The organism is Nocardioides sp. AX2bis (assembly GCF_902506435.1).
Classification (GTDB): domain Bacteria; phylum Actinomycetota; class Actinomycetes; order Propionibacteriales; family Nocardioidaceae; genus Nocardioides.
Map to the genome: position 1 here is coordinate 2,047,163 of NZ_LR733215.1, position 13,362 is coordinate 2,060,524.

Consider the following 13,362-nt stretch of genomic DNA (forward strand, 5'->3'; position numbering starts at 1 on the left):
CGACCCGGCCCCGGCGTGTCCCGCGCTGCGGGCCGACCGCTAGCCCCCCGGCGGGCTAGCGTCCGGAGCATGTGGCTGCCCGAGCCCGGCTGGCACCCGCTGCCCGGGGCCGCCGGCCCCTCGACGGTGGGTGTCTGGCGCACGGCCACGCCCGAGCGGGCGCTGGTCGTCAAGCGCCTGGCCGTGCCCGGACCGCACGACCTGCCGGAGCTCTCCGACCCGCGCCACTTCGCCTACTGGCGCCGCGAGGCGGACGTCCTCGCCGGTGGCCTGGCCGCCGTGCTGCCGGGGGTGCGCGGCCAGGCCGACGGCCACCTCGAGGTCGAGGAGGACGCCGAGGGGATCACCGTGACCCAGGACTGGGTCGAGGACGCGTGCACGAGCGGCCTGTTCGTGGCGCACGCCCTCGGCCGGCTCGCCGGCGCGTCGGCCGAGCAGGCCGCGCGCGCCGGGGTGCCGCTGGCCCGCGACCAGCTCCGTGACCGGCTCGGCCGGGTGTCCGCCCGTGGCGGCTGGACCACCCTGGCCCGCACCACCGTCTCGGACGTCGCCGACCACCTGTGGTCGCGCCGCTCGACCTGGCTCGACCGCCTCGACGCCCTGCCCCAGGTGCTCCAGCACGGTGACCCGACCCCGGCCAACCTGCGGGGCCGCGACGGCGACGACGTCCTGGCCGTCGACTGGGGAAGCCTCGGCACCGGCCCGGTCGGCGGCGACCTCGGCTACTACTCCCTGGCGGCGCGCGAGGACCTGGCGCCCCTGCTCGACGCGTTCCTGCTCGGCCTGCCGACCGACCTCGCCAGCGCCGACGACGTCCTGCTCGGGGCCCGCGTCACCGCCGTCTACACCGCGCTCACCCGGGCCGACTGGGCGCTCGGACGGGTCGCCCCGGGAGAGGGCGCGCTGGCCGGCAAGTTCCGGCACCCCTCGGTCGCGCCCTACCTGCGCTCGCTGCAGCGTCAGTCCGAGGCGATCGACGCCATGATCGGCTGACCCCGCCGGCGGCGAGGGCGGTCAGAGGCTGCTGGCCGCGAACGTGTCGCACGCCTCCAGCGAGCCCTGCTCGAACCCGGTGGTGAACCACCGCATCCGCGAGGCCGCCGAGCCGTGGGTCCAGGTCTCCTCGGTCACCTGGCCCTGCGTGCGCTCCTGGATCCGGTCGTCGCCGACGGCCTGCGCCGCCGCGAGGGCCTGCGCGACGTCCTGCTCGGTCAACTCGCTGATCAGCGCCTCGCCGCTCTCGTCGTCGGTCGCGGTGGCCGCGGCCGCCCACATCCCGGCGTAGCAGTCGGCCTGGAGCTCGAGACGGACGGCGTCGCTCGTGGGGCCCTGCTGGGTCCGCACGCGGCCCATCGTGCCGAGCACGTTCTGGACGTGGTGGCCGTACTCGTGGGCCAGGACGTACGGCTCGACGAACCCGCCGTCCGGCCCGCCCAACCGGCGTTCGAGGACCTCGTCGAAGAAGTCCGTGTCCAGGTAGATCGTCTCGTCGGCCGGGCAGTAGAACGGGCCCACGGCCGACGACGCGCCACCGCAGCCGGTGTCGACCGACGACGTGAACGTCACCAGGGCCTCCTCGGCGCGGAAGCGGGAGCCCAGCTCGTCGGTCCAGAAGTCGGTCAGCGAGTTCTCCACCGCCACCCGGGCGCAGTCGACGGAGGTGTTGGCGTCCTCCCCGGTCGCGCAGGAGGCGTACCGGTCGGTGCCGGCCACCCGGCTCGTGTCCAGCGCCCCGTCGAGCGCGCTGCCGGCGCCTCCGCCGCCCCCGAGGATCTGGACCAGCACGAAGACCAGGCCCACGACGAGCAGGGTCCCGATGCCGCCTCCTCCGATCATGCCGGGGGACAGGCCCGTACGCGTCGCGCCGCCCGCCGCGCGACGGCTCGCACCAGCGCTCGCACGCCCGCGGGACCCTCCGGTGTCGCGCACGCGTCGCGTGTCCAGCCGGGCCTTGGGGTTGAACCGCACGCCGTCTCCTGAGTCCCGGGTCACACCACGGGCGCGACGTCGACCCGCGGCACCGTGCCGGTGCGCGGGGATCCCTACACTAGTGACCCAGATGATTACCGCCCACCAGCTCGAGGTCCGCGCGGGCGCCCGCCTGTTGATGGAGGACGTCAGCTTCCGCGTCGGCCCCGGGGACAAGGTCGGCCTGGTCGGGCGCAACGGCGCCGGCAAGACGACGCTGACCAAGATCCTCGCCGGCGAGGCCCAGCCGGCCGCGGGCCGGGTCACCACCTCCGGCGACGTCGGCTACCTCCCGCAGGACCCCCGCGTCGGTGACCCCGAGGTCCTCGCCCGGGACCGGATCCTGTCCGCGCGGGGCCTGGACGAGGTCGTCCGCCGGCTCCGGGCCGCGGAGGAGGAGATGGGCAGCGAGGACGGCGACGTCCGCGAGCGGGCGATGAAGCGCTACACCCGCGCCGACGCCGACCTGCACTCCGCCGGCGGGTACGCCGCCGAGGCCGAGGCCGCCACGATCGCGGCCAGCCTGGGGATCCAGGACCGGATCCTGGCCCAGCAGCTCAAGACGCTCTCCGGCGGCCAGCGACGCCGCGTCGAGCTCGCCCGGATCCTGTTCTCCGGCGCCGAGGTGCTGATCCTCGACGAGCCGACCAACCACCTCGACGCCGACTCGATCGGCTGGCTGCGCGACCACCTCAAGGCCCACCAGGGCGGGTTCGTGGTGATCAGCCACGACAACGCCCTGCTCGAGGAGACCGTCAACAAGGTCCTGCACCTCGACGCGAACCGCACCACGATCGACGTCTACAACATGGGCTGGCGCCGCTACCTGCTGCAGCGCGAGACGGACGAGAAGCGACGCAAGCGCGAGCGGGTCAACGCCGAGTCCAAGGCCAAGACGCTGACCGACCAGGCCAACAAGATGCGCGCCAAGGCCACCAAGGCCCAGGCCGCGCAGTCGATGCTGAAGCGCGCCGAGAAGATGATGGCCGGCGTCGAGGCCGAGCGCGCCGACGACAAGGTGGCCCGGATCGCCTTCCCGGCGCCCGCGCCCTGCGGCAAGACCCCGCTGACCGCCGCCGAGCTGTCGCGGACCTACGGCTCGCTCGAGGTCTTCACCAACGTCGACCTGGCGATCGACCGCGGGTCGCGCGTGGTGATCCTCGGCCTCAACGGTGCCGGCAAGACCACCCTGCTGCGGATCCTGGCCGGGGTCGACCCCCCGGACACCGGCAAGGTGCTGCCCGGGCACGGGCTCAAGGTCGGCTACTACGCCCAGGAGCACGAGACGCTCGACACGAGCCGGACGGTGCTGGAGAACATGCAGGCCGCCGCGCCGCAGCTCACCGACACCGAGGCTCGCAGCGTGCTCGGGTCGTTCCTGTTCTCCGGCGAGGACGCCCACAAGCCGGCCGCGGTGCTCTCCGGCGGCGAGAAGACCCGCCTGGCGCTGGCCTCGCTGGTCGTCTCCAGCGCCAACGTGCTGCTGCTCGACGAGCCCACCAACAACCTGGACCCGGCCTCGCGCGAGGAGGTCCTCGGCGCGATCCGCGCCTACCAGGGCGCGATCGTGCTGGTGACCCACGACGAGGGCGCCGTGCTGGCCCTGGAGCCGGACCGGGTGCTGATCCTGCCCGACGGCACCGAGGACCTCTGGAGCCCCGACTACGCCGACCTGGTCTCCCTGGCCTGACCCCCGGGCGTCCGGGGCAGGTTGTCGGTGCCGCTGCCTACACTCGCGGCCATGAGCCCCGACGACCTCGCCCGTGCCGGGCTCCGCCTCGACCTCGACGGTGCGGTGGCCACCGTGACCCTCGACCGCCCCGAGAAGCGCAACGCCCAGACGCCCACCATGTGGCGCGCGCTGGCGGCTCTCGGAGCGGACCTGCCACGCACGGTGCGCGTGGTCGTCGTCCGCGGGGCCGGCTCGTCGTTCTCCGCCGGCCTCGACCGCAGCCTGCTGCGACCGGGTGACGCCCCTGAGGGCGTCGAGGCGGTCGGCGACCTGTTCGCGCTCGACGACGCCGCGATGGCCGCGACCATCGCCGACTACCAGGCCGGGTTCACCTGGCTCCGCGACCCGCGCTTCGTGTCGGTCGCCGCGGTGCACGGTCACGCGATCGGTGCCGGGTTCCAGCTCGCGCTGGCCTGCGACCTGCGGGTCGTGGCCGACGACGTGGGCTTCGCCATGAAGGAGTCCGCGCTGGGCCTCGTGCCCGACCTCGCGGGCACCAAGCCGCTCGTCGAGGCCGTCGGGTACGCCCGCGCGCTCGAGCTCTGCGCGACCGCGCGCACCGTGCACGGCCCCGAGGCCGTCGCGATCGGCCTCGCGCTGCGCAGCGTCCCGGCCGACGGGCTCGACGACGCCGTGCAGGAGCTGGTCTCCGCGCTGCTCGGCCCGCTGCCCGACGTGGCGGCCGAGACCAAGGCGCTGCTGCAGGACGCCACCGCCCGCGACCTCGGCGAGCAGTGCCGCCTCGAGCGGGAGGCCCAGGTGCGCCGGTTCCGGGCCCTGGCCGCCGGAGGCCCCGGCTGACGCCCGGGCCGAGGTCGGCACGGAACAAGCGGACCCCCCGCGGGGTTCTGCCCATGGCGCCGCGACGAGGCGGCGTCCTCGAGCCTGACCGGAGGACGTGTTGTCGTTGATGAGCAGTGGCGGCGGTGCCTCCTTCCGGTACCTGCGCTCGGACCGGTCCGCGGTCGAGAACAAGATCGAGCGGCAGACGCTGCGCCGCGTCGTCGCCTTCGCGCGACCGCACCGGCGCCTGATCGCCCTCTTCCTGCTCTTCACCGTGCTCGACGCCGCCCTCGTCGTGGTGCCGGCGCTGCTGATCCAGCGCGTCATCGACGACGGCGTCCTCGCCGGTGACGTGTCCGTGGTGGCGCTGCTGGCCTCCGGCATCGCCCTGTTCGCCGTGCTCACCGCCGCGATGTCGGTGGTCAGCGGCTACCTGTCCTCCCGGATCGGCGAGGGCCTGATCTACGACCTGCGCACCCGCGTGTTCGCGCACGTGCAGCGCCAGTCGCTGGCGTTCTTCACCCGCACCCAGACCGGCGCCCTGGTCAGCCGGCTCAACAACGACGTGATCGGCGCCCAGCGGGCCTTCACGTCCACGCTGTCCGGCACGGTGTCGAACGCCGTCTCGGTCGTCGTGGTCGGTGTGACGATGCTGGCCCTGAGCTGGCAGGTCACCCTGCTGTGCCTCGCGCTCTTCCCGGTGCTGCTGCTGACCTCGCGCTGGGTCAGCGGCCGCCTGGCGGGGATGAGCCGCGACCAGATGGACGGCAACGCCGACCTCGGCAACGCGATGACCGAGCGGTTCAGCGTGGGCGGGGCGATGCTGCTCAAGCTCTTCGGCCGGCGCAGCGACGAGGACGCCCTCTTCGCCGCGAAGGCCGACCGGGTCCGCGACCTGGGCGTGCGGATCTCGCTGCTGACGCGGCTCTTCTTCGCCGCGATGACGCTGGTGCCGTCCCTGGCCACCGCGCTGGTCTACGGCGTCGGCGGCTACCTCGCCATCCAGCAGCAGCTCTCGCCCGGCACCCTGATCGCCCTCGGTGCGCTGCTGCTGCGCCTGCTCGGGCCGATGCAGGGCCTGGCCAACGTGCGCATCGACGTGATGACCGCGCTGGTCAGCTTCGACCGCGTCTTCGAGGTCCTCGACCTGCCCTCGCTGGTCGAGGAGAAGCCCGACGCCGCGGTGCTGCCGGCCGGCTCGTCGAGCCTCGAGCTCGACCACGTGTCGTTCCGCTACCCCCGGGCCGACGAGGTCTCCCTGGCCTCCCTGGAGTCGGTGGCGCGCAAGGAGAGCCGCGAGGACAGCGGCCCGGTCCTGCGAGACCTGTCCTTCACCGCCGAGCCCGGCCAGATGGTCGCCCTGGTCGGTCCGTCGGGCGCCGGCAAGACGACGGTCACGAACCTCGTCGCACGGCTCTACGACCCGCGCGAGGGCGTCGTACGCGTCGGGGGCCACGACGTCCGCGACGTGACGCTGGAGTCCCTCGAGGCCACCATCGGGTACGTCACCCAGGACGCCCACATGTTCCACGACACGATCCGCGCCAACCTCGCCTACGCCCGGCCCGGGGCCAGCGACGAGGAGATCTGGGAGGCGCTGCGCGCCGCCCAGGTCGAGCCGATGATCCGCAGCCTGCCCGACGGGCTCGACACCGTCGTCGGCGACCGCGGCTACCGGCTCTCCGGCGGCGAGCGGCAGCGGCTGGCCATCGCCCGGCTGCTGCTCAAGGCCCCGGCCCTGGTCGTCCTCGACGAGGCCACCGCCCACCTCGACAGCGAGTCGGAGGCCGCGGTCCAGCGCGCGCTCGACGCCGCGCTCGAGGGCCGCACCTCCCTGGTCATCGCCCACCGGCTCTCGACCGTGCGCAACGCCGACCTGATCCTGGTGCTCGAGCAGGGCCGGATCGTCGAGCGGGGCACCCACGCCGAGCTGCTGGCCCGCGGCGGCCTCTACGCCGACCTCTACCGGACCCAGTTCACCACCGACGAGGTCGTCACCGCCCGCTGACCACGGGGCCGCCGCCCGGGCGGCCGGCTCGCTGCCCGGCGTCAGGCGCGGGCGGCGGGGGACGGCTCGTCGGCCGGGTCCTCGGCGCGCGGGCGGGACGACGTACGCCGGGGGCCGCGGGGACCGCCGCGACGCCACTCGTCGTAGGCGAGGTAGCCGAAGCCGCCGATGGCCAGCAGGCCGAAGAACCACCACTGGAGGCCGTAGAAGAAGTGCGGGCCGTTGTCGAGCTCGGGCAGCTCGACCGGCTCCAGCGGCGTGGCCGGGCCCGGGTCCTCGGAGCGGAGCTCGACGAAGCCGCCGTAGACCTCCCGGTCCAGGGCCTCACCGATGCTCGCGCTGTTCACCGCCCGGGTCTGCTGGTCCACGACACCGGTGCTGTCGCCCTCGCCGTCGGCGCGGACGTAGCCCGTGACGGTGACCTCCCCGGCGGGCGGCTCGGGGACCGAGGGCGGTGCGGTGCCGGCGGCCTCCGTGGCCAGCCAGCCGCGGTCGACCAGCAGCGAGGTGCCGTCCGCCGTCACCAGGGGGACCACCACGTCGACGCCGGCGGCGCCGTCGCGGGTGCGGTACCGCACGATCACCGTGTCGTCGACGTCGTACTCACCGGTGGCGCTGACGACGCGCCACTCGTCGCTGTCGCCCACATCGCCACCGGGGGCGAGGACGTCCTCGACGGGGGCGGGATCGCGCTCCTCGTTGACCCGGATGACCTCGTTGGAGTCCTTGCGGTCCGCGAGCCGGTCGAACTGCCACCCGCCCAGCCACCACGTCGCATACGCGACGACGGCGATGGCCAGCGCCAGGAGGACCCAGCGTCGGCTGAGCAGGAACCGCAGCGACCTCACGGGGCCCAGGTTATCCAGCGCTCCCACACGGTGGCGTCCCGACCGCCGGGCAGACCGTCGACCAACCGCCGGGGCCCTACAGTGGGGGGATGCAGACCCGCCCGCTCGAGGACCGTTTCGGCCGCGTCGCCAGCGACCTCCGCGTCTCGCTTACCGATCGCTGCAACCTGCGCTGCAACTACTGCATGCCCGCCGAGGGCCTGGACTGGCTGCCGACCGACGAGGTGCTCACCGACGACGAGGTCGTCCGGCTCGTCCGGATCGGGGTGCAGATGCTCGGGGTGCGCGAGGTCCGCTACACCGGGGGCGAGCCGCTGATCCGCCGCGGCCTGGTCGGCATCGTGGGGCAGGTCCACGCCCTCGACCCCACCGTCGAGCAGTCGATCACCACGAACGCCCTCGGCCTGCAGCGCAACGCCGCCGCGCTGGCGGCCGCCGGCCTGGCCCGGGTGAACGTCAGCCTGGACACGGTGCGGCGTGAGACGTTCCTCGAGATCACGCGCCGCGACCGGTTCGACGACGTCGTGGCCGGGCTCGCCGCCGCCGACGCCGCGGGCCTGGGCCCGGTCAAGGTCAACGCGGTGCTGCTGCGCGGCACCAACGACGACCAGGCCGCCGAGCTCCTCGGCTGGTGCCTGGAGCGCGGCTACGAGCTGCGCTTCATCGAGCAGATGCCGCTCGACGCCCAGCACGGCTGGAGCCGCGAGGGCATGATCACCGCCGACGAGATCTTCGCCCGCCTGGCCGAGAAGTTCACCCTGACGCCGGCGGTCGAGCCGCGCGGCAGCGCCCCGGCCGAGAAGTTCCTGGTCGACGGCGGGCCCGGCACGGTCGGCGTCATCGCCTCGGTCACCCGCCCGTTCTGCGGCGACTGCGACCGGGTCCGGCTCACCGCCGACGGCCAGGTCCGCAACTGCCTCTTCGCGCGCCACGAGTCCGACCTGCGCACGGCGCTGCGCAGCGGGGCCACCGACGAGGAGATCGCCGACCGCTGGGTCGTGGCGATGGGCACCAAGGCCGCCGGCCACGGGATCGACGACGTGACGTTCCTGCAGCCGGACCGGCCGATGTCGGCCATCGGCGGCTAGGAGCCGCTCAGGTCGGCTCGAGGCCGTCCGGCACGTGGGGGACCGTCTCCTTGAGGAACCCGCGGGAGCCGAGGAAGTGCTCCAGCTGCTCGCGGTGCGCCTCGCACGCCAGCCACGTCTTGCGACGGTCCGGGGTGTGCAGCTTCGGGTTGTTCCAGCGCAGCTGGTGCTCCGCGGGCGTGCGGCAGCCCTTGGCCGAGCAGACGTCCGGCTCCACGATCAGTCGCGCGGACCGGCAGGGCCGAGCTGGCGGTCGGTGGCGATGACCTGCTGCAGCTCGAAGACGTCCGTACGGGTCGTGGCCGCGTTCGCGAGCACCACCGCGATGTACGGCAGGATGATCGCGCCCGCGATCAGGATCGGCCACAGCCACCCGATCCCGGCCAGCGCGGCGAGGCCGGCGCCCACGAAGCAGAGCGACCGCAGGCTCATCGACCACAGGTAGCGCTTCTGCCGGGTGGCGATGTCCGCGGAGCGGCTGGTGGCGGCCGTGGTGATGCGGACCGCGCCGTCGTCGTGCGGGGTTCGGGCCATGGTCGAAGTTTACGTCGGTGGTTCCGACCATCCGGGCCCACAGGGGTGGGACGCGTCACCCCTCGTCCCGTGCGCGCGTACGCTCCGCGCATGAGCAACCGCACCTACCGCCTGACCGAGATCGTCGGCACGTCCCCCGTGGGCATCGAGGAGGCGATCCGCAACGGCGTCGAGCGCGCCAGCCAGACGCTGCGCCACCTCGACTGGTTCGAGGTGACCCAGGTCCGCGGCCAGATCAAGGACGGCACCGTCGAGCACTACCAGGTCGGCATCAAGCTCGGCTTCCGTCTCGAGGACGACGAGTAGACCGCCCCGCCGGACGGGTCCCGGACCGGCCACGGCGTTAGGGCTACCGGCCGGTAGTCGCTAGCGTCGCTGCCTGTGACCGACGAGACCCCCGCACCACCCGAGGCCCCGTCCGGCCGCTCGGTCCTCGTGACCGGCGGCAACCGCGGCATCGGCCGCGCCATCGCCGAGGCCTTCGTGGCCCAGGGCGACCGCGTGGCCGTGACGACCCGCAACGGCGGCGCCCCCGACGGCACCCTCGACGTGCGCTGCGACGTGACCGACCCCGAGGCCGTCGAGGCCGCCTTCCGCACGGTCGAGGAGGCGCACGGGCCGGTCGAGGTCCTCGTCGCCAACGCCGGGATCACCCACGACACCCTGCTGCTGCGGATGTCGGAGGAGGACTGGTCGTCGGTCATCGACACCAACCTCACCGGCACCTTCCGCCTGGTGAAGCGGGCGTCCAAGGGGATGCTGCGGCTCAAGCGCGGCCGGATCGTGCTGATCTCCTCGGTGGTCGGCATGCTCGGCTCGCCGGGCCAGGTCAACTACGCCGCCTCCAAGGCCGGCCTGGTCGGGATGGCTCGCTCCATGGCGCGCGAGCTCGGCTCCCGCGGCATCACCACCAACGTCGTGGCCCCCGGCTACGTCGAGACCGACATGACCGGCGTGCTCACCGATGAGCAGCGCACGGCGATCAAGCAGCAGGTGCCGCTGGGGCGCTACGCCTCCCCGCAGGAGGTCGCCGGCGCGGTGACCTGGCTGGCCGGCGACCACGCGGCGTACGTGACCGGGGCCGTGATCCCGGTCGACGGCGGACTAGGGATGGGACACTGACATGGCGGGACTCCTCGAGGGCAAGCGGATCCTGGTCGCGGGGGTGACGATGGACTCCTCCATCGGCTTCCACACCGCGCGGATCGCGCAGGAGCAGGGCGCCACCGTCCTGATCTCGAACTTCGGCCGGGCGCTGGGCATCACCCGGCGCATCGCCAAGCGGCTCCCGGTCACCCCGCCGGTGCTCGAGCTCGACGTCACCGACGACGAGCACCTCGCGGCGCTGCCCGACGCGGTCCGTGAGCACGTCGACGGCCTCGACGGCGTCGTCCACTCGATCGCCTTCGGCAACCCCGAGACGCTGCTCGGGGGCAAGTTCCTCGAGGGACCCTGGCCCGACGTGGCGCAGGCGGTCCAGGTCTCCGCCTACTCGCTGAAGTCCCTCTCCGTGGCCTGCGCGCCGCTGATGAGCGACGGCGGCTCGGTCGTGGGCCTCACCTTCGACGCCACCGTCGCCTGGCCGGCCTACGACTGGATGGGCGTGGCCAAGGCCGGGCTCGAGTCCACCTCGCGCTACCTGGCCCGCGACCTCGGCCCCCAGGGCATCCGGGTCAACCTGGTCTCCGCCGGCCCGCTCAAGACGCTGGCCGCGAAGGCGATCCCCGGCTTCGAGCAGCTCGAGAACATGTGGAGCGACCGCGCCCCCCTCGGCTGGGACAACACCGACCAGGGCCCCACGGCCAAGGCCGTGTGCGCGCTGCTGTCGGACTTCTTCCCGGCCACCACCGGCGAGATCGTCCACGTCGACGGCGGCTTCCACGCGATGGGCGCCTGACCCCTCCGCGCCCGTCCGGTCCCCGCCGGTAGCGTGCGGTCGATGACCTCCCTCGTCGAGCTGCGCGTCCTGGAAGGACCGAACCTCTACTTCCCCCGTGCGGCGATCAAGCTGACCCTCGACACCGGCGTGCTCTCCGACGCCCCCGAGGACGCCGTACGCCGGCTCGCCACGCGGGTCGGCCTCACCCGGGTCCGGCCCGGCGCGCCTGGCAGCGGCTTCCGCCAGCGCGCCGTGCTGCGCGTGGTCGAGCAGCTGGTCCGCCAGGTCGCCCGCGAAGCCGGGACGACCCGGCTGGGCATCCGGGTGCGCCCCACCAGCGACGGTGCCCGGATCGTGGTGGCCTACCCCTGGCGCGACCGCAGCCGCGCCCGCGCCCTCGGCGAGGCCGTCGCCGGCGTGCTCGACGGCCTGCCCGCCCGGACCGCCCCCGACGCCGCGGCGCTGGAGGACCTGGTCGCCGACGCCGCGGAGGCCGTACGACGGGTGGAGCCCGGTCCGCGACCGACCACGATCCGCCCGCGGGTGCCGGTGGTCGCCGTGACCGGCACCAACGGCAAGACGACCACCTCCCGGATGGTCGCCCACGTCGCCCGCCAGGCCGGGCGGCACGTCGGCTGGTCCAACACCGACGGCGTGTACGTCGACGGGGTCCTGGTCGAGGCCGGCGACTACTCCGGTCCCTCGGGCGCCGGACGGGTCCTGGCCCACCGCGAGGTCGACTTCGCCGTCACCGAGACCGCCCGCGGCGGGATCCTGCTCAAGGGCATCGGCCTGGTCCACAACGACGTCTCCGTGGTCACCAACGTCACAGCCGACCACCTCGGCCTGCACGGCATCGACACCGTCGACCAGCTCGCCGAGGTCAAGGCGGTGGTCCCGTGGATCACGCGCAAGGACGGCTGGGCGGTGCTGAACGCCGACGACCCGCGGGTGCACGCGATGCGGCGGACCACCCGGGCGCGCTGGTGGATCTTCACCCGGGACCCCGACGGCCCCGCGGTCCGCGAGACCCTCGACGTCGGCGGCCGCGTCACGACCGTGATCGACGGCTGGATCTGCGTGCTGCGCCCCGACGCCGACCCCGACCCGCTGGTCGAGCTGGTCGAGGTCCCGATGACGCTGAGCGGGCTGTCCCGCTTCAACGTCGAGAACGCGCTGGCCGCCGCGTCGGCCTCCCTGGCCGCAGGCCTCGACCGCGAGGACGTGGTCGCCGGGCTGCGCGACTTCACCCCCGACGCCGAGCACAACCCGGGCCGGATGAACTTCTTCACGGTGCCGACCGACCGCGGTCCGGTCACGGTCGTGATGGACCTGGCGCACAACGAGGTCGGTCTCGAGGCCATGGTCGAGATCATGCGCGGCGTGCTGGGCACGCAGGGCCGGGTCCTCCTCGGGCTCGGCGTCGTCGGCGACCGCACCCGCGAGCTGATCGAGTCCCTCGGCGAGATCGCCGGGCGCGACGCCGACCTGGTGGCGATCGGCCACAAGGCGAAGTACTTCCGCGACCGCACCCAGGCCGAGCTCGACGCCTGGCTGCGCGAGGGCCTCGGCCACGTCGGCCTCGGACCGGACGACGTCGCGTCCTACGACACCGAGCTGGAGTCGCTGGTCGCGCTCGTCGCGCAGGCCGGGCCGGGCGACGTGGTCGGTCTGATGTGCCACGCCGAGCGCCAGGAGTGCTACGACTGGATCGCCTCGGCCGGCGGCACGCCCGACGGTCCCGACGTGCTGCGGGAGAAGGTCCGCGCGGCCCAGGCCGGCCAGGCGGGTCAGGCCGGCTAGGCCGGTCAGGCGGGCTGAGCGACGCGCCGGCGGCGCCGCACGAGCGTCCACGGCAGCGTCATCAGGGCCCACAGCACGAGCACGATCACGGCCAGTTGGCCCAGGTAGGTCGGCCACGCGGCGAGCGCGTCCAGCACCGACCCCTCGGGCTTGCGCACCAGGAAGCCGTAGTTGGTGCCGGTGGCGTCGCTGAAGACGTAGACCACGCCCGCCCAGACCAGCGTGGTGGCCACCGTGGTGGCGTACTCGCGCCAGGTCGGCGGCAGCCGGACACCCCACGTCAGGTGCACCGCAGCCCAGACGACCAGCAGGTGCAGGGCCCAGAACCCCAGGAACTTGATCGACGGGAACGCCGTGTCGAGCGCCGGGGTGAGCAGGCCCTGCGTGGTCAGCAGCAGGCCCCAGTAGTAGGTCAGGCCCACGGCGTAGCGGTGGTGCGTCCACAGCGCGACCACCGCCGCCACGGCAGCCAGGTCGCACAGCTGCAGCGGCAGGGTGGTCGCCACGTCGTACTGCCCCGGCAGGAAGTCGAGGGCCTGCAGCGGGACCAGGACGACGACCAGGACGACGGCCAGCACCCGGCTGCTCCGACGCCGCGCGGCCTCGTCGCGACGGCTCCGGCCGACCAGCACCGCGGGCACCAGCCCGACCGCGGCGACGGCGAGCATCACCAGGTGCTGGGTGCCGAACGTCGTGAAGCCGTCCACGGGTGGGTCCGG

The 13,362-nt window shown here is 73.8% G+C and carries 14 protein-coding genes; 9 read left to right on the plus strand and 5 right to left on the minus strand.

What is annotated here, in order from left to right:
• Positions 1-69: 69 nt before the first annotated feature.
• Positions 70-993, plus strand: a complete 924-nt coding sequence (locus tag GV155_RS09780) for a phosphotransferase (protein WP_160007503.1) — start codon at positions 70-72, stop codon at positions 991-993.
• 21 nt (positions 994-1,014) lie between these two features.
• On the opposite strand, the gene ypfJ is transcribed toward GV155_RS09780, so the two are convergent.
• The gene (ypfJ, locus tag GV155_RS09785; RefSeq protein ID WP_160007505.1) at positions 1,015-1,968 is read right to left on the minus strand and encodes a KPN_02809 family neutral zinc metallopeptidase; all 954 of its coding nucleotides are present in this window, start codon (positions 1,966-1,968) and stop codon (positions 1,015-1,017) included.
• Between the two features lie 91 nt (positions 1,969-2,059).
• Between ypfJ and GV155_RS09790 the strand changes: the two genes are divergently transcribed.
• The 3 genes from GV155_RS09790 to GV155_RS09800 all read left to right on the plus strand — a co-directional run bounded on the left by GV155_RS09790 (position 2,060) and on the right by GV155_RS09800 (position 6,491).
• Entirely contained in the window at positions 2,060-3,658 is a 1,599-nt protein-coding gene (locus tag GV155_RS09790) for an ABC-F family ATP-binding cassette domain-containing protein (protein WP_160007507.1), read from the plus strand.
• Positions 3,659-3,709: 51 nt separating this feature from the next.
• On the plus strand, positions 3,710-4,501 hold the full coding sequence (locus GV155_RS09795; protein WP_160007509.1) for an enoyl-CoA hydratase/isomerase family protein: 792 nt from the start codon (positions 3,710-3,712) through the stop codon (positions 4,499-4,501).
• Between the two features lie 109 nt (positions 4,502-4,610).
• The gene (locus tag GV155_RS09800; RefSeq protein ID WP_160007511.1) at positions 4,611-6,491 is read left to right on the plus strand and encodes an ABC transporter ATP-binding protein; all 1,881 of its coding nucleotides are present in this window, start codon (positions 4,611-4,613) and stop codon (positions 6,489-6,491) included.
• 41 nt (positions 6,492-6,532) lie between these two features.
• On the opposite strand, the gene GV155_RS09805 is transcribed toward GV155_RS09800, so the two are convergent.
• Entirely contained in the window at positions 6,533-7,339 is an 807-nt protein-coding gene (locus GV155_RS09805) for an SURF1 family cytochrome oxidase biogenesis protein (protein WP_160007513.1), read from the minus strand.
• Positions 7,340-7,428: 89 nt separating this feature from the next.
• On the opposite strand from GV155_RS09805, the gene moaA reads away from it, so the two are divergent.
• Entirely contained in the window at positions 7,429-8,427 is a 999-nt protein-coding gene (gene moaA, locus GV155_RS09810) for a GTP 3',8-cyclase MoaA (RefSeq protein WP_160007515.1), read from the plus strand.
• A gap of 7 nt (positions 8,428-8,434) precedes the next feature.
• Here the strand turns inward: moaA and GV155_RS09815 are convergent, their stop codons facing one another.
• Complete coding sequence (locus GV155_RS09815) at positions 8,435-8,644, minus strand: acetone carboxylase (protein ID WP_160007517.1); 210 nt, start codon at positions 8,642-8,644, stop codon at positions 8,435-8,437.
• A gap of 2 nt (positions 8,645-8,646) precedes the next feature.
• Positions 8,647-8,961, minus strand: coding sequence for a DUF3099 domain-containing protein (locus GV155_RS09820; protein ID WP_160007519.1), 315 nt, complete (start codon positions 8,959-8,961; stop codon positions 8,647-8,649).
• A gap of 90 nt (positions 8,962-9,051) precedes the next feature.
• On the opposite strand from GV155_RS09820, the gene GV155_RS09825 reads away from it, so the two are divergent.
• The 4 genes from GV155_RS09825 (at position 9,052) to GV155_RS09840 (ending at position 12,643) form a co-directional block, all read left to right on the plus strand.
• Positions 9,052-9,267 carry a dodecin gene (locus GV155_RS09825; protein WP_160007521.1) on the plus strand — a complete coding sequence of 72 codons (216 nt, stop codon included), beginning with the start codon at positions 9,052-9,054 and terminating at the stop codon, positions 9,265-9,267.
• Positions 9,268-9,342: 75 nt separating this feature from the next.
• Positions 9,343-10,083, plus strand: a complete 741-nt coding sequence (locus GV155_RS09830) for a beta-ketoacyl-ACP reductase (RefSeq protein WP_160007523.1) — start codon at positions 9,343-9,345, stop codon at positions 10,081-10,083.
• Between the two features lies 1 nt (position 10,084).
• The gene (fabI, locus tag GV155_RS09835; RefSeq protein WP_160007525.1) at positions 10,085-10,858 is read left to right on the plus strand and encodes an enoyl-ACP reductase FabI; all 774 of its coding nucleotides are present in this window, start codon (positions 10,085-10,087) and stop codon (positions 10,856-10,858) included.
• Positions 10,859-10,900: 42 nt separating this feature from the next.
• A complete protein-coding gene (locus GV155_RS09840; RefSeq protein WP_160007527.1) occupies positions 10,901-12,643 on the plus strand; it encodes a Mur ligase family protein in 1,743 nt (580 codons plus the stop codon).
• A gap of 5 nt (positions 12,644-12,648) precedes the next feature.
• On the opposite strand, the gene GV155_RS09845 is transcribed toward GV155_RS09840, so the two are convergent.
• A complete protein-coding gene (locus tag GV155_RS09845; protein WP_201300131.1) occupies positions 12,649-13,350 on the minus strand; it encodes a YwaF family protein in 702 nt (233 codons plus the stop codon).
• Positions 13,351-13,362: the final 12 nt, after the last annotated feature.